Origin of the sequence: Pectobacterium sp. S5, assembly GCF_051707265.1 — a bacterium.
Taxonomy (GTDB): Bacteria; Pseudomonadota; Gammaproteobacteria; order Enterobacterales; family Enterobacteriaceae; genus Pectobacterium; species Pectobacterium polare.
The window spans coordinates 24,523-39,353 of record NZ_JAULSZ010000009.1 but is presented as its reverse complement, the minus strand read 5'-3'; the positions used below and the strand labels follow the sequence as shown (position 1 = coordinate 39,353).

At 49.6% G+C, this 14,831-nt stretch carries 16 protein-coding genes and 3 pseudogenes; 3 read left to right on the top strand and 16 right to left on the bottom strand.

What is annotated here, in order from left to right:
- Window positions 1-199: 199 nt before the first annotated feature.
- The 16 genes and pseudogenes from rplL to QWJ20_RS21165 all read right to left on the bottom strand — a co-directional run bounded on the left by rplL (window position 200) and on the right by QWJ20_RS21165 (window position 11,035).
- Window positions 200-565, bottom strand: a complete 366-nt coding sequence (gene rplL / locus QWJ20_RS21240) for a 50S ribosomal protein L7/L12 (protein WP_005970331.1) — start codon at window positions 563-565, stop codon at window positions 200-202.
- 66 nt (window positions 566-631) lie between these two features.
- Window positions 632-1,129: a 50S ribosomal protein L10 gene (gene rplJ / locus QWJ20_RS21235; protein WP_012772934.1), complete on the bottom strand. Its 498-nt coding sequence runs from the start codon at window positions 1,127-1,129 to the stop codon at window positions 632-634.
- A 317-nt stretch (window positions 1,130-1,446) separates the two neighbouring features.
- A complete protein-coding gene (gene rplA, locus QWJ20_RS21230; protein WP_095701240.1) occupies window positions 1,447-2,151 on the bottom strand; it encodes a 50S ribosomal protein L1 in 705 nt (234 codons plus the stop codon).
- Window positions 2,152-2,154: 3 nt separating this feature from the next.
- Window positions 2,155-2,583, bottom strand: coding sequence for a 50S ribosomal protein L11 (gene rplK, locus QWJ20_RS21225; protein WP_005970337.1), 429 nt, complete (start codon window positions 2,581-2,583; stop codon window positions 2,155-2,157).
- A 162-nt stretch (window positions 2,584-2,745) separates the two neighbouring features.
- Window positions 2,746-3,291 carry a transcription termination/antitermination protein NusG gene (gene nusG, locus QWJ20_RS21220; protein ID WP_005970339.1) on the bottom strand — a complete coding sequence of 182 codons (546 nt, stop codon included), beginning with the start codon at window positions 3,289-3,291 and terminating at the stop codon, window positions 2,746-2,748.
- 3 nt (window positions 3,292-3,294) lie between these two features.
- Window positions 3,295-3,678, bottom strand: coding sequence for a preprotein translocase subunit SecE (gene secE / locus QWJ20_RS21215; RefSeq protein WP_095701239.1), 384 nt, complete (start codon window positions 3,676-3,678; stop codon window positions 3,295-3,297).
- Window positions 3,679-3,915: 237 nt separating this feature from the next.
- A pseudogene (locus QWJ20_RS21210) lies at window positions 3,916-4,443 on the bottom strand (EF-Tu/IF-2/RF-3 family GTPase); the annotation flags it as partial.
- A pseudogene (gene tuf / locus QWJ20_RS21205) lies at window positions 4,442-5,416 on the bottom strand (elongation factor Tu); the annotation flags it as partial. The pseudogenes tuf and QWJ20_RS21210, both read right to left, overlap by 2 nt.
- 15 nt (window positions 5,417-5,431) lie before the next feature.
- A pseudogene (locus tag QWJ20_RS21200) lies at window positions 5,432-5,893 on the bottom strand (GTP-binding protein); the annotation flags it as partial.
- A 69-nt stretch (window positions 5,894-5,962) separates the two neighbouring features.
- A complete protein-coding gene (gene fusA / locus QWJ20_RS21195; RefSeq protein WP_039484528.1) occupies window positions 5,963-8,077 on the bottom strand; it encodes an elongation factor G in 2,115 nt (704 codons plus the stop codon).
- Between the two features lie 96 nt (window positions 8,078-8,173).
- Window positions 8,174-8,644, bottom strand: coding sequence for a 30S ribosomal protein S7 (gene rpsG / locus QWJ20_RS21190; protein WP_009111198.1), 471 nt, complete (start codon window positions 8,642-8,644; stop codon window positions 8,174-8,176).
- Between the two features lie 96 nt (window positions 8,645-8,740).
- Complete coding sequence (gene rpsL, locus QWJ20_RS21185; protein WP_005969567.1) at window positions 8,741-9,115, bottom strand: 30S ribosomal protein S12; 375 nt, start codon at window positions 9,113-9,115, stop codon at window positions 8,741-8,743.
- A gap of 131 nt (window positions 9,116-9,246) precedes the next feature.
- Window positions 9,247-9,534, bottom strand: a complete 288-nt coding sequence (tusB, locus tag QWJ20_RS21180; RefSeq protein ID WP_119889202.1) for a sulfurtransferase complex subunit TusB — start codon at window positions 9,532-9,534, stop codon at window positions 9,247-9,249.
- Window positions 9,535-9,554: 20 nt separating this feature from the next.
- The gene (tusC, locus tag QWJ20_RS21175; protein WP_039484535.1) at window positions 9,555-9,914 is read right to left on the bottom strand and encodes a sulfurtransferase complex subunit TusC; all 360 of its coding nucleotides are present in this window, start codon (window positions 9,912-9,914) and stop codon (window positions 9,555-9,557) included.
- A 9-nt stretch (window positions 9,915-9,923) separates the two neighbouring features.
- A complete protein-coding gene (gene tusD / locus QWJ20_RS21170; protein ID WP_119889200.1) occupies window positions 9,924-10,313 on the bottom strand; it encodes a sulfurtransferase complex subunit TusD in 390 nt (129 codons plus the stop codon).
- Window positions 10,313-11,035 (bottom strand): helix-turn-helix transcriptional regulator, encoded by a 723-nt coding sequence (locus QWJ20_RS21165; RefSeq protein ID WP_010296984.1) that lies wholly within the window; start codon window positions 11,033-11,035, stop codon window positions 10,313-10,315. The genes tusD and QWJ20_RS21165 overlap by 1 nt, the downstream gene beginning before the upstream one ends.
- 371 nt (window positions 11,036-11,406) lie before the next feature.
- Here QWJ20_RS21165 and eptA point away from each other — a divergent pair, with 371 nt between their 5' ends.
- The 3 genes from eptA to pmrB are packed head-to-tail and all read left to right on the top strand — an operon-like array spanning window position 11,407 to window position 14,809.
- Window positions 11,407-13,053 (top strand): phosphoethanolamine transferase EptA, encoded by a 1,647-nt coding sequence (gene eptA / locus QWJ20_RS21160; protein WP_433993389.1) that lies wholly within the window; start codon window positions 11,407-11,409, stop codon window positions 13,051-13,053.
- On the top strand, window positions 13,050-13,718 hold the full coding sequence (gene pmrA, locus QWJ20_RS21155) for a two-component system response regulator PmrA (RefSeq protein WP_433993388.1): 669 nt from the start codon (window positions 13,050-13,052) through the stop codon (window positions 13,716-13,718). Before eptA ends, pmrA begins: the two co-directional genes overlap by 4 nt.
- Window positions 13,715-14,809 (top strand): two-component system sensor histidine kinase PmrB, encoded by a 1,095-nt coding sequence (gene pmrB, locus QWJ20_RS21150; protein WP_433993387.1) that lies wholly within the window; start codon window positions 13,715-13,717, stop codon window positions 14,807-14,809. Before pmrA ends, pmrB begins: the two co-directional genes overlap by 4 nt.
- Window positions 14,810-14,831: the final 22 nt, after the last annotated feature.

The following is a 14,831-nucleotide window of genomic DNA, read 5'->3' as shown; positions in this document are numbered from 1 at the left end:
CCATTTCGTTACTCTTGCTTAGGCATGGAGCCCATGCAGGAAAGCAGTATATTAAGTCGTCAATAGAAAAAAATATTGGGGGAAATCAATGGCTAAACAATGTGAAACCCCATTGATGCCCTACAGCGCAAAAAGGCTGGTGACTAAAAAGTCACCAGCCATCAGCCTAATAAATCAGGCTGCAACCTGAAAGGTTGGCTTATTTAACTTCAACTTCTGCGCCAGCTTCTTCCAGTGATTTTTTCAGTGCTTCAGCGTCATCTTTGCTCACGCCTTCTTTCATCACTGCTGGTGCAGACTCAACCAGATCTTTGGCTTCTTTCAGGCCCAGACCAGTTGCGCCGCGAACAGCTTTGATTACAGCAACTTTGTTAGCGCCGATAGCTTTCAGCACAACGTCGAACTCAGTTTTTTCTTCAGCAACTTCAGCTGGGCCAGCAGCAACAGCTACAGCAGCAGCAGCAGAAACACCGAATTTTTCTTCCATAGCAGAAACCAGCTCAACAACATCCATTACAGACATAGCTGCTACTGCTTCCAGAATTTGATCTTTAGTGATAGACATAACAATTGTTCCTAAGAATCAGAAATAGTTTATACGTTAGCAAGTACGGTAGAAAAAAAAGCGCTATTACGCAGCTTCTTTTGCATCGCGAACAGCAGCCAGAGTGCGGACCAGTTTGCCGGCAGCGGCTTCTTTCATGGTCGACATCAGACGTGCCAGTGCTTCTTCGTAAGTCGGCAGCGTTGCCAGACGGTCAATTTGAGCCGCCGGGATCAGCTCGCCTTCAAAGGCTGCAGCTTTGACCTCAAATTTTGCATTCGCTTTCGCGAACTCTTTGAACAGACGAGCAGCAGCGCCCGGGTGTTCCATAGAATATGCAATCAGGGTCGGACCAACAAACGTGTCTTTCAGGCATTCAAATTGAGTGCCTTCAACGACGCGGCGCAGCAGGGTGTTACGAACAACACGCATGTAAACGCCAGCTTCACGACCTGCTTTACGCAGTTCGGTCATTTTATCAACGGTAACGCCACGAGAATCCGCAACAACCGCAGACAGCGCACCTTTGGCTACTTCGCTGACTTCAGCAACAATCGCTTGTTTGTCTTGAAGATTTAATGCCATTAGCTTTTGCTCCTGGATATAGCCGGAGAAACTCTCCGGAACTCACTTCACTTATCGCCAAAATTAGAGATAAGCGTTGAAACACGGTGAGCAGAATCCAGTAAAAAATTATTCTTTATAAAAAAGAAAAACGTTATTTAGGCTCTGTCACCGTCTACGCAGGAGAATTAAGTTTCTTACGAAACACCTGCGGTCTTGGACGGAGGCCTGGATAGGCCAGGCTCCAACCGAAAAATTCTTGCGTTATTCCACTTGAGGAACAACGGGCGTAAAATTATAGGTAAATCTCACACCCGAGTAAAGCGGAACAAAAGCTATTAGTTCGCAGCAGCGTTCAGACCGCTCTGATCGATGGCAACGCCAGCGCCCATAGTGGTAGACAAGCTAACTTTCTTGATGAACACGCCTTTCGCCTGAGATGGTTTTGCTTTTTTCAGCGCAACCAGCAAAGATTCCAGGTTTTCTTTCAATTTGTTAGAATCGAAATCAACCTTACCGATAGTGGTATGGATGATGCCGTTCTTGTCGTTACGGTAACGAACCTGACCAGCTTTAGCATTATTAACTGCTTCAGCAACGTTAGGAGTCACAGTACCCACTTTCGGGTTTGGCATCAGGCCGCGTGGACCCAGAACCTGGCCCAATTGGCCAACAACGCGCATTGCATCTGGAGATGCAATAACAACGTCAAAGCCCATTTCGCCTTTCTTGATCAGGTCAGCCAGATCTTCCATGCCCACAAACTCAGCACCAGCAGCTTTAGCCGCTTCAGCGTTTGCGCCTTGGGTGAAGACTGCTACGCGAACAGAACGACCGGTGCCATGAGGCAGAACGGTTGCACCGCGAACGTTTTGGTCAGATTTACGTGCATCGATGCCGAGGTTAACAGCTACGTCTACACTTTCTACGAATTTAGCAGTGGCCAGCTCTTTGAGCAGAGCAACAGCTTCGTTGATGTCATACTGTTTAGTTACATCAACTTTGTCACGGATCACGCGCATGCGCTTGGTCAGCTTAGCCATTTATTAATCCTCCACTACCAGGCCCATGGAACGAGCAGTACCTGCGATAGAGCGCGCCATGGCGTCTACATCAGAACCAGTCATGTCCGCAGCTTTAGTTTCTGCGATTTCACGAACCTGAGCGCTCGTTACTTTACCTACTTTGTCTTTGTTCGGCTTGCCAGAACCAGACTTGATACCAGCCGCTTTCTTCAGCAGAACAGCTGCTGGAGGCGTTTTGGTAACGAAGGTGAAAGAACGGTCAGAATAAACGGTAATAACAACTGGAGTCGGCAGACCCTTCTCAAGGCTTTCAGTTTTAGCATTGAATGCCTTACAGAATTCCATGATGTTAACACCTTGCTGACCCAGAGCCGGACCTACCGGTGGGCTCGGGTTAGCCATACCAGCTGCAACTTGCAGCTTGACATAGGCTTGTACTTTCTTGGCCATTTAACTTTCCTCGATTGGGTAATAGCGCCTAGTAAAAGGCTCCCCGTGGTTTGTATTACGTTTCAGACGCCGTTAAGGCCACTGAAAAACAAAAGGCGCGAAATTATAGGTCAATTTCGCGCCATAGGCAAGTCGCTATTTTCAGCAAGTCTTGTCAGGCAATTAGCCTTTTTCGACCTGAGCAAAGTCCAGTTCAACAGGTGTCGCACGACCAAATATAGAAACAGACACCTTCAGGCGGCTCTTCTCGTAGTCGACTTCTTCAACAACGCCGTTAAAGTCGGCAAATGGACCATCGTTGACGCGAACCATTTCACCCGGCTCAAACAACGTTTTTGGACGAGGCTTGTCACCAACCTGCTGGAGACGATTCATAATCGCATCCACTTCTTTGTCACTGATTGGAGCAGGACGGTCAGATGTGCCGCCAATGAACCCCATAACACGAGGTACACTGCGCACAAGATGCCAACTCGCATCTTCCATAACCATCTGTACTAAAACATAACCAGGGAAAAACTTGCGTTCGCTCTTGCGACGTTGACCACCACGGATCTCAACTACTTCTTCAGTAGGAACCATGACTTCGCCAAAAAGCTCTTCCATATTATGGAGTTTGATGTGCTCGCGCAGAGACTGTGCTACGCGACCTTCAAAACCAGAAAACGCCTGAACGACGTACCAACGTTTTTTTGGAGCTTCAGACATCTTTTAGAACCTCAGGCCAGTGATAAACGATACCAGACGGACCAGAATACCATCCAGCCCCCACAAAATCAGTGACATCACGGCAGTAACCGCGGCAACGATTAACGTGGTGTGTAACGTTTCCTGACGAGTCGGCCAAATTACTTTGCGTACTTCAGTACGCGCTTCGCGAGCAAACGTTACGGTTGCTTTGCCTTTTGTGGTCAGCAGGGCCACACCACCGGCTGCGGCGATCAGGATAACAACAGCCAATGCACGCAGAGGAAGACTAAATTCGCGGTAATAATAATTGCCAACAATCGCAACGACCAGCAAGGCACCTACTACTAGCCACTTAATCACTTCCAGGCCACGCCCACTATCCTGAGCTTCGGTATTCGCACTCATAAACCAACCTGTCACAATGATTCAGACAAATAACTTTGCCCCATAACCACGGAGCAACCAAACCGAAAGATGTTCTGTAAAACGAATAATTCGGTATTTACGCCGTATCTACAGAGCCTATCTCACCAATGATTATATCTCACAATCGCTGATGAGATAGGTTCTACCATGACAGCGTAGAAAAAGGGCATCAAATGATGCCCTTTTATCGCGTGTCGCGTCAAACGTTATCAGCGATTAAGCGATAACTTTAGCAACAACGCCCGCGCCTACTGTACGGCCGCCTTCACGGATTGCGAAACGCAAACCGTCATCCATCGCGATTGGGTGGATCAGGGTAACAACCATTTTGATGTTGTCGCCCGGCATAACCATCTCTACGCCTTCTGGCAGTTCGATGGTGCCCGTTACGTCAGTTGTACGGAAGTAGAACTGAGGACGGTAGCCTTTGAAGAACGGAGTATGACGGCCGCCTTCATCTTTGCTCAGGATATACACTTCTGATTCGAACTGAGTGTGCGGCTTGATTGAACCCGGCTTAGCCAGTACCTGACCACGCTCGATTTCTTCACGCTTGATACCACGCAGCAGAACACCAACGTTCTCGCCTGCACGACCTTCGTCCAGCAGTTTGCGGAACATTTCTACGCCAGTACAGGTAGATTTCGCAGTATCTTTGATACCAACGATTTCAACTTCTTCACCAACTTTAACGATACCGCGCTCTACACGACCGGTAACAACGGTACCACGACCGGAGATGGAGNACCATCTCTACGCCTTCTGGCAGTTCGATGGTGCCCGTTACGTCAGTTGTACGGAAGTAGAACTGAGGACGGTAGCCTTTGAAGAACGGAGTATGACGGCCGCCTTCATCTTTGCTCAGGATATACACTTCTGATTCGAACTGAGTGTGCGGCTTGATTGAACCCGGCTTAGCCAGTACCTGACCACGCTCGATTTCTTCACGCTTGATACCACGCAGCAGAACACCAACGTTCTCGCCTGCACGGCCTTCGTCCAGCAGTTTGCGGAACATTTCTACGCCGGTACAGGTAGATTTCGCAGTATCTTTGATACCAACGATTTCAACTTCTTCACCAACTTTAACGATACCGCGCTCTACACGACCGGTAACAACRGTACCACGACCGGAGATGGAGAATACGTCTTCGATTGGCAGCAGGAACGGCTTGTCAATCGCACGCTCTGGTTCTGGAATATAAGAATCCAGGTAGCCTGCCAGTTCGATGATTTTTGCTTCCCACTCAGCTTCGCCTTCCAGCGCTTTCAGAGCAGAACCACGAACCACTGGGGTGTCGTCGCCTGGGAAGTCGTACTGAGACAGCAGCTCACGCACTTCCATCTCAACCAGCTCCAGCAGCTCTTCGTCATCAACCATGTCACATTTGTTCAGGAACACGATGATGAAAGGAACGCCAACCTGACGACCCAGCAGGATGTGCTCACGGGTCTGAGGCATTGGGCCATCAGTCGCAGCAACAACCAGGATCGCGCCGTCCATCTGAGCAGCACCGGTGATCATGTTTTTCACATAGTCGGCGTGTCCTGGGCAGTCAACGTGCGCATAGTGGCGAGACGGGGTATCGTATTCAACGTGAGAGGTGTTGATGGTGATACCACGTGCTTTTTCTTCCGGTGCGTTATCGATCTGGTCGAATGCACGCGCGTTACCACCGTAGGTTTTAGCCAGAACGGTAGTGATTGCAGCGGTCAGNGACAGCAGCTCACGCACTTCCATCTCAACCAGCTCCAGCAGCTCTTCGTCATCAACCATGTCACATTTGTTCAGGAACACGATGATGAAAGGAACGCCAACCTGACGACCCAGCAGGATGTGCTCACGGGTCTGAGGCATTGGGCCGTCAGTCGCAGCAACAACCAGGATCGCACCGTCCATCTGAGCAGCACCGGTGATCATGTTTTTCACATAGTCGGCGTGTCCTGGGCAGTCAACGTGCGCATAGTGGCGAGACGGGGTATCGTATTCAACGTGAGAGGTGTTGATGGTGATACCACGTGCTTTTTCTTCCGGTGCGTTATCGATCTGGTCGAATGCACGCGCGTTACCACCGTAGGTTTTAGCCAGAACGGTAGTGATTGCAGCGGTCAGAGTAGTTTTACCATGGTCAACGTGGCCGATAGTACCGACGTTAACGTGGGGTTTTGTACGTTCAAATTTTTCTTTAGACACGGCGATATTCCTTACTCAAATGCTCTCCCCCTATGGAGAGAGCACGGGATTTTGTTTTAACCCTGAGGCTTATTTGCCACGGGCTTCAATTACGGCCTGAGCAACGTTGTTAGGCGCATCATCGTACTTCAGGAATTCCATGGAGTAAGACGCACGGCCTTTGGTCAGAGAACGCAGTTGAGTTGCGTATCCGAACATTTCAGACAGCGGAACTTCAGCGTGAATCACAACGCCAGTAACGTTGGATTCTTGACCACGCAGCATACCACGACGACGGCTAAGGTCACCGATGACATCACCAGTGTTCTCTTCCGGCGTTTCAACTTCAACCTTCATGATCGGCTCAAGCAGAACAGGCTTCGCTTTCTTAAAGCCATCTTTAAAGGCGATAGAAGCGGCCAGTTTAAACGCCAGCTCAGAGGAGTCAACGTCATGGTAAGAACCGAAGTGCAGACGCACGCCGAGATCCACAACTGGGTAACCAGCCAGTGGGCCTGCTTTCAGCTGTTCCTGAATGCCTTTATCAACGGCAGGGATGTATTCACCAGGAATTACACCACCTTTAATGTCGTTGGTGAACTCGTAACCTTTCGGATTTGAGCCCGGCTCCAGCGGGTACATGTCGATAACAACATGACCATACTGACCACGACCACCAGACTGCTTGGCGTGTTTACCTTCGATATCGGTAACTTTCGCACGAATCGCTTCACGATAAGCAACCTGTGGTTTACCCACGTTCGCTTCAACGTTGAATTCACGCTTCATACGGTCAACGATGATATCGAGGTGCAACTCACCCATACCAGCGATGATGGTCTGGTTAGATTCTTCGTCAGTCCATACGCGGAAAGACGGGTCTTCTTTAGCCAGACGGCCCAATGCCAGACCCATTTTTTCTTGGTCAGCTTTGGTTTTCGGTTCTACCGCGATGGAAATTACCGGTTCAGGGAATTCCATACGTTCCAAAATGATGACGTTGTCTGGATCACACAGAGTGTCACCCGTCGTTACATCTTTCAGACCGATAGCAGCAGCGATATCGCCCGCACGAACTTCTTTGATCTCTTCACGCTTGTTAGCGTGCATCTGAACGATACGACCAAAACGCTCACGTGCTGATTTAACTGGGTTCAGTACGGTATCACCGGAGTTAACCACACCAGAGTACACGCGGAAGAACGTCAGGTTACCAACAAACGGGTCGGTAGCAATTTTGAACGCCAGTGCAGCAAACGGCTCGTCATCACTTGCGTGACGCTCAGCCGGCGTGTCTTTACCGTCATCCAAAAGACCATTGATCGCAGGTACGTCAACTGGGGATGGCAGGTAGTCAACTACCGCATCCAGCATCGCCTGAACACCTTTGTTCTTAAATGCAGAACCACAGGTTACCAGGATGATTTCGTTGTTCAGAACGCGCTGACGCAGAGCTTTTTTGATCTCTTCTTCAGTCAGTTCTTCACCACCCAGGTATTTCTCCATCAGCTCTTCAGAAGCTTCTGCTGCGGATTCGATCAGGTTTTGGTGCCACTCTTCAGCCAGTTCTTGCATATCAGCCGGGATATCTTCGTATTCGAAGGTCACGCCCTGATCGGCATCGTTCCAGTTGATGGCTTTCATTTTCACCAGGTCAACAATACCAGTGAAACCTTCTTCAGCACCAATTGCCAGTTGCAGCGGAACAGGGTTCGCGCCCAGACGAGCTTTGATCTGACCAACAACTTTCAGGAAATTCGCACCCATGCGGTCCATTTTGTTAACGAACGCAATGCGTGGAACTTTATATTTGTTTGCCTGACGCCATACGGTTTCAGACTGCGGCTGAACACCACCAACTGCGCAGTAAACCATTACCGCACCATCAAGTACACGCATAGAACGTTCTACTTCGATAGTGAAGTCAACGTGTCCTGGGGTGTCGATGATGTTTACACGATGCGGTTCATACTGCTTAGCCATACCAGACCAGAATGCAGTAGTCGCTGCGGAAGTGATAGTAATACCACGCTCCTGCTCCTGCTCCATCCAGTCCATGGTAGCTGCGCCGTCATGAACTTCACCGATTTTATGGTTTACACCAGTGTAGAACAGAATACGTTCGGTAGTAGTGGTTTTACCGGCGTCGATGTGCGCACTGATACCAATGTTACGGTAGCGTGCGATGGGTGTTGTACGAGCCATTTGTATCCTCTGTTTACTAGGGCGTTCAATTTAGTTAACCCAAGCGGGTTGGCTATTTTTAGCGCCCGCTTGGTTAGCATGACTACAACGAAGGGATTACCAACGGTAGTGAGCGAACGCCTTGTTAGCTTCGGCCATACGGTGAACGTCTTCACGTTTCTTAACAGCAGTACCTTTGTTCTCTGCTGCATCAGAAAGTTCGTTCGCCAGGCGCAGAGCCATAGATTTATCACCGCGTTTACGAGCAGCTTCTACGATCCAACGCATTGCCAGCGCATTACGACGAACCGGACGGACTTCTACTGGTACCTGATAAGTAGAACCACCAACGCGGCGCGACTTAACTTCGACAGTCGGGCGAACGTTGTCCAGAGCTACTTCAAAAGCTTCCAGATGATCTTTACCAGAGCGCTGAGCCAGGGTCTCCAGCGCGGTATAGACGATTGCTTCAGCAGTAGATTTTTTACCATCTACCATCAGGATGTTTACAAATTTGGCCAGCAGTTCTGATCCGAACTTAGGATCCGGCAGAATTTTACGTTGACCAATGACGCGACGACGTGGCATGGAAATACTCCGTTGTTAATTCAGGATTGTCCAAAACTCTACGAGTTTAGTTTGACATTTAAGTTAAAACGTTTGGCCTTACTTAACGGAGAACCATTAAGCCTTTGGCTTCTTCACGCCGTATTTGGAACGGGATTGCTTACGGTCTTTAACACCTGAGCAGTCCAGCGCGCCACGAACGGTGTGGTAACGCACACCTGGCAGGTCTTTAACACGACCGCCACGGATCAGGATCACGGAGTGCTCCTGCAGGTTATGACCTTCACCACCAATATAGGAGGTAACTTCAAAACCGTTGGTTAAACGAACACGACATACTTTACGCAGTGCGGAGTTCGGTTTTTTAGGGGTGGTAGTATATACACGGGTACATACGCCACGTTTCTGCGGGCATGCTTCCAGCGCCGGAACGTTGCTTTTAGCAGCCTTCAGGGAGCGTGGTTTGCGTACCAGCTGGTTAATCGTTGCCATTCAAAAAGCTCCTGGGTTTTGCTTCGTAAACACGTAATAAATCGCCTCATGTTTGCGCAAGGCAAAGTATGAGGACGCAGAATTTTAGGGCTGGCAGTGGAAGGAGTCAAGAAATATACAAAAATTCGGCGTTACCACGCGAGTTGCTGCGGGTGTTCCACTGTCAGTTGAACAAACTGATTATAGTCAATGAGTGTCACATTGTTTGAAATTTGTTCAGTCATTCCTCTTGCCGCCGTATCAGGCTGGAGCGCGTAGAGAAGAACCGCTGAATCAAGAAGACGCTGAATGATATCTCCACCAGCCAGCGCAGCGATAACACCGTCTTGCAATAAGACCAACGCATCACCCTGACCCAAACTGAGCAGAAGTGCATCCAGGTCAACGTGATAAGGAGAACGTGAGAGCGTATGCAGCATATATAAGGAGAAATCCGTCGCTAGAATGAAAGGATAGAATGATAATCGGCCAACTTACTACGCCATGCTTGCGGCGCTAATAGCTCTACATCCAAAACCCAGTCTGTTTCTATACTCAACCCACGCTGGCGCACAGAAGTCTCGCACAGATAACAACATTCGATATCGTACAACGGCAGCACGCCAAACGTTGCGATGTAATTACGCATCAAAATCTTTTCCGGCTGTTGATGCGGCAGCAGTTGAAGTACGCCATCACCAACAAAGAACACGCCGATCTCTTCCGTCAGTGCTGACATCGCCAATAGCGCATCTAGCCCTTCTCGCCCGGAAGCACTCCCATGTGGAGAATGCGTAAAAACAAATGCGACTCGCTTCATAACGCTACCTTAAAACTGAATAACCCGATCGCAGGTCAGCACCGATTGCGCCAGTTCACCCAACCCGCTCAGAACAAAGCCGGGTTGCAGATTCGCGCCAGCAAGGTTGAGCTGAGTCGCTTGCTGTGCGTCGGTCACACCTCTGCGTAATGCAGCGGCAACACAGACATTCAGCGCCACCTGATGCGCTGCACCCAACTGCTGCCAGGCGCGTACGAGATCAAACTCATCATTAGCGGGTGACGTCAGCTGGTTGGCATTTAGCACGCCTTCCCGATAGAAGAACACACTTTTCAGTTTGTGCCCTTCAGCCAACAGCGCCTGCGCAAACTGCAACGCGCTGCTTGCTTGCTGTGTGCCATAAGCCGGGCCAGTCACCAGCAAACAGTAACTCAGCATTAACGTTCGTGCCCGCTGAAGTCGCCGCTTTTGAATTGACGAATATAAAGGTAGACCGTGTGTTTGGAGATATTGAGGCGTTCGGCAACCTGGTTGATGGCGTCTTTAATATCAAAGATACCTTTCTCATACAGGCTCAGTACGATTTGGCGATTTTTCGCATTATTGGAGACGTTGCGATCCGCATTGACTTCCTCAATCGAAAATTCCAGCGTTTGTGCCACGAGATCATCAACAGATGACGCAAAGTTAACGGAAGAGGCGGCATCATGCGTTTCAGGTGGAATGAAGGTCTGCACAATCTGGGAGAAAGGCACATCCAAATTCATGTTGATACACAGCAGCCCAATCACGCGCTGATCGCGATTGCGAATGGCAATCGTCACTGACTTCATCAACACGCCGCTTTTTGCGCGAGTAAAATAGGCTTTCGACACGCTGCTATCTTCACCTGCCATATCATGCAGCATACGCAATGCAAGATCCGTAATCGGCGAGCCAATCTTCCTACCAGTATGTTCTCCATTGGCAATACGCACGGCAGAACATTTAAGATCCTCAAGCGAGTGCAACACAATCTCACAATGCTCGCCAATCAACATGGCCAAGCCATCAACCACCGCTTCATACGATTTCAGGATCTCATAGTCCGTTTGACTGAAAGGACGTTCATCCAGCAAATCAAGCTCATAAGATTCGCCAGATACAAGCGAATTAGACATGGCAGACACCACCCTCAACGTCATTATCCCCTCAATAATTCGAGCTGCGTGACAAAACGTTAGCGTTTTGAACAACGCTCTGCGTTGACCCTTTAGGGCAAGGCCCATTTATGGCCTTGTAACGCGGCAACCGCGCAAATCCCCAGGAGCTTACTCAAGTAAGTGACTGAGGTGAGTAAGGGCGGCCAACGCACAAGCAGCTTGAAGTATGACGGGTCTATTTATTTTGTATTGACAAGGGGCATAGTCTAGCAAATGTCCACACTCGCGTCCCTGAATTTAACGGACTACCTCTTAAGGTTGTATTAATTTAACCCCGCTAGAGTCAGCGTCTTCTTTCCTCTCCATCATGGAAATCACGAGAGACGTGTATGAAAAATCCAATACCGATGGGCAGACCACACGTGAGTAGCATCACGTTCGTGCTGATATTTTCTGCCTTTATTACTCTGGTCCAAAACATTGCCTACTACCGTCAGACACTGCAACTGTTGGACATGACAGACTGGATTGCTATCCCTTTCTTTCTCAGCATGCCCGTTGTGATTTTCGCGGTGCTGAATATCATTTTCACACTTCTGGCAGTCCCTTATCTGCGTAAGGCCGTCATTGTTCTCTTCCTGCTGACGGGTGCCGCTGCGCAATACTTTATGCTGAACTACGGCATTATCATTGACCGCACCATGATCCAGAATATTTTGGAGACAACAGCTGGTGAATCCTTTTCACTGCTTACGCCACAGCTTGTCGCCTGGGTATTCTTTATTGGCGTCATTCCTGCGGCGCTCGCCGTCTGGATAAAAATAAAGCCCGCCAAGCCGACAACGCTCTATATTGGCATGCGCTTTCTTAGCGTCATTATTTCGTTATTCACCATTTTATCCGTCGCGGCATTCTTTTATAAAGATTACGCCTCGTTCATGCGTAATAACAAAGAGTTGGTAAAAGCGATTACGCCCAGCAATATTGTGGCGGCCAGCTTGTCCTACCATAAACATAGTGTGCTGGCTAATTTACCTCTGGAGCAAATTGGTCTGGATGCCCACAAAGCGGCCCCACCGTCCCCGACGGCAAAAAAGAATCTGGTTATTCTGGTAGTTGGTGAGACATCCCGGGCGCAAAACTTTTCGCTGGGCGGCTACGGGAAAGAAACGAATCCGCTGCTGGCAAAAGACAATGTGGTTTATTTTGAAAACACGTCATCGTGTGGCACATCAACGGGCGTCTCTGTCCCCTGCATGTTTTCCAACATGCCGCGCCAAAGCTTTAATGGTGACGTAGCCAGCCATCAGGAAGGGCTGCTGGATATATTACAACGGGCGAACGTTAATGTGCTCTGGCAGGAAAACGACGGCGGCTGCAAGGATGCCTGTACACGTGTGCCGACGGTTGATGTGACATCATTAAAGCTGCCGGGATTATGCACCAACGGCGAATGCCATGATGAAGCGTTATTCCACGGCGTCGAGGATTATATTAACAAACTCGATAACGACGGGATTATCGTATTACATACGATAGGCAGCCACGGCCCAAGCTATTACCAGCGCTACCCTGACGCCTTTAAGAAATTTACGCCAACGTGCGATACCAATCAGATTCAGACCTGTACGCAGGAAGCGCTGACCAATACGTATGACAATACGATCCTGTATGTCGATTTTGTTCTGGATAAAGCGATCAATTTACTGAAACAGCATCAGGATAAATTTAATACGTCGCTGGTTTACCTGTCCGACCACGGCGAATCGTTAGGGGAAAACGGTATCTACCTGCACAGCATGCCCTACTCAATTGCGCCGAAGCAGCAAACGCACGTACCGATGTTGATGTGGTTATCAACGGGTTACCAGCAGCAACAAGGCATTCAGGACACCTGCCTGCGCCAGAACGCGAAACAGCTGGATTACTCGCAAGATAATCTTTTCCATACCATACTGGGGATGTTTACTATCGCCACGAAAGAATATCAGCCTCAACTTGATATCCTTCATCCGTGCAGGGACAAGGCAACATGAAATTATTGATTGTTGAAGACGATAAGCTGTTGCAGGAAGGATTATTATTGGCGTTGAGTCATGACGGTTATGCCTGCGATTGTGCAGGCACCGCCAAAGAAGCGGACGCGCTCATTAGCAGCGCGCATTACAGTCTGGTTATTCTCGATCTTGGCTTACCGGATGAAGACGGACTCACCCTGCTCTCACGCTGGCGTAAGAACCATTACCAGCATCCCGTACTCATCTTAACGGCGCGGGATAAGGTCAACGATCGCGTCAGCGGGCTGGATGTCGGCGCAGACGATTACCTTGCCAAGCCTTTCGCACTGACCGAATTACAGGCGCGCGTACGCGCGCTGATTCGCCGCCATCAGGGTTCAAGCAACAGCTTGATACAGGTCGACAACATTACGTTGGATTTAAACAATCAACAGGTGTTACTGGACGACAAGCCAGTGGTACTGACGCCGAAAGAGTTTGCGATCCTGTCCCGCTTGGTGTTGAAAGCCGGTTCTCAGGTACACCGCGAGGTTCTGCATCAGGATATCTACGCCTGGAACGACGACCCGTCCTCCAACTCGCTGGAAGTGCATATCCATAATCTGCGGCACAAGATAGGGAAAGACCGCATCCGAACCCTGCGAGGTTTTGGCTATCTGCTGACTAAAGGCGAACAAGCATGAAGAGCGATGCCGACACCGTTACCAGCATGCGTCGTCGTTTGGTGCTGGCACTGGGCGGTATCCTGCTCGTCTGTCAGATGATCAGCGTATTCTGGCTTTGGCACGAAAGCGAAGAGCAGATTAGCCTACTGGTTGATAAATCCCTGAGCGCCAGCGCCCAGAATATGCAGATCGATCAAGAGATCAATGAGGCGATTGCCTCGCTCAGTATTCCAAGTCTGGTGATGGTCATTCTGACATTGCTCATGTGCTTTCAGGCGGTCAGTTGGATCACTCGTCCGCTTTCCCGCCTACAGGAAGAATTGCAGGATCGCACAGCGGAAAACCTGGAACCGCTGCCGCAGCAGAGTGACATTAAAGAAATCGCTGCTGTCACCCATACCATCAACCAACTTTTTCAACGTCTGGACGAAACGTTAAAACGCGACAGGCAATTTACTGCGGATGTCGCTCATGAATTACGAACCCCGCTATCCGGTATTCGACTGCACCTCGAACTGCACCAGCAGCAACATCAGATTGACTGTAGTTCTCTCATCAAACGCATTGATAAAATGGTGAAAACGGTGGAGCAGCTTTTGCTGCTTGCGCGTGTCGGGCAAGAGTTTTCAGCGGGCCATCACCAAAATGTCGCGTTCCTGAAAGACGTCATTTTTCCTATGCAGGATGAACTGAGCGAGATGCTGCAAAAGCGTCAGCAGACGCTGAAATGGATATTGCCACCAGAAGATATCACTCTGCGCGGCGATGCGACGTTGCTCCAACTACTGCTACGCAATCTGGTAGAAAACGCCTATCGCTATAGCCCGGAAGCCAGCCAGATCACCGTGAGCCTGAACACGCTGTCACATATTGAACTACAGGTTGAGGATGAAGGGCCGGGGATCGACGAAAGCAAAGTCGGTGAATTGAGTAAGGCGTTCGTTCGCATGGATAGCCGCTATGGCGGCATCGGCCTCGGGCTAAGTATCGTGACGCGCATTGCTCAGTTGCACGATGGAAAATTTTTCCTCTGCAACCGGCCGCAACGTTCCGGTGCACTCGCTCGCGTGGTGCTCACCGCCCCTGACAAATCCCTGGATGAGGCCTGAAGAACAACGGGTCGAAGTCGGT

What these genes read in the sequence shown, in the direction of transcription:
- rplA (WP_095701240.1), bottom strand. Translation starts at nt 2,151, where the DNA reads ATGGCTAAGCTGACCAAGCGCATGCGCGTGATCCGTGACAAAGTTGAT.
- pmrB (WP_433993387.1), top strand. Translation starts at nt 13,715, where the DNA reads ATGAAGAGCGATGCCGACACCGTTACCAGCATGCGTCGTCGTTTGGTG.
- rplJ (WP_012772934.1), bottom strand. Translation starts at nt 1,129, where the DNA reads ATGGCATTAAATCTTCAAGACAAACAAGCGATTGTTGCTGAAGTCAGC.
- rplK (WP_005970337.1), bottom strand. Translation starts at nt 2,583, where the DNA reads ATGGCCAAGAAAGTACAAGCCTATGTCAAGCTGCAAGTTGCAGCTGGT.
- pmrA (WP_433993388.1), top strand. Translation starts at nt 13,050, where the DNA reads ATGAAATTATTGATTGTTGAAGACGATAAGCTGTTGCAGGAAGGATTA.
- fusA (WP_039484528.1), bottom strand. Translation starts at nt 8,077, where the DNA reads ATGGCTCGTACAACACCCATCGCACGCTACCGTAACATTGGTATCAGT.
- rpsL (WP_005969567.1), bottom strand. Translation starts at nt 9,115, where the DNA reads ATGGCAACGATTAACCAGCTGGTACGCAAACCACGCTCCCTGAAGGCT.
- nusG (WP_005970339.1), bottom strand. Translation starts at nt 3,291, where the DNA reads ATGTCTGAAGCTCCAAAAAAACGTTGGTACGTCGTTCAGGCGTTTTCT.
- eptA (WP_433993389.1), top strand. Translation starts at nt 11,407, where the DNA reads ATGAAAAATCCAATACCGATGGGCAGACCACACGTGAGTAGCATCACG.
- rplL (WP_005970331.1), bottom strand. Translation starts at nt 565, where the DNA reads ATGTCTATCACTAAAGATCAAATTCTGGAAGCAGTAGCAGCTATGTCT.
- secE (WP_095701239.1), bottom strand. Translation starts at nt 3,678, where the DNA reads ATGAGTGCGAATACCGAAGCTCAGGATAGTGGGCGTGGCCTGGAAGTG.
- tusD (WP_119889200.1), bottom strand. Translation starts at nt 10,313, where the DNA reads ATGCTGAGTTACTGTTTGCTGGTGACTGGCCCGGCTTATGGCACACAG.
- rpsG (WP_009111198.1), bottom strand. Translation starts at nt 8,644, where the DNA reads ATGCCACGTCGTCGCGTCATTGGTCAACGTAAAATTCTGCCGGATCCT.
- tusB (WP_119889202.1), bottom strand. Translation starts at nt 9,534, where the DNA reads ATGCTGCATACGCTCTCACGTTCTCCTTATCACGTTGACCTGGATGCA.
- tusC (WP_039484535.1), bottom strand. Translation starts at nt 9,914, where the DNA reads ATGAAGCGAGTCGCATTTGTTTTTACGCATTCTCCACATGGGAGTGCT.
- QWJ20_RS21165 (WP_010296984.1), bottom strand. Translation starts at nt 11,035, where the DNA reads ATGTCTAATTCGCTTGTATCTGGCGAATCTTATGAGCTTGATTTGCTG.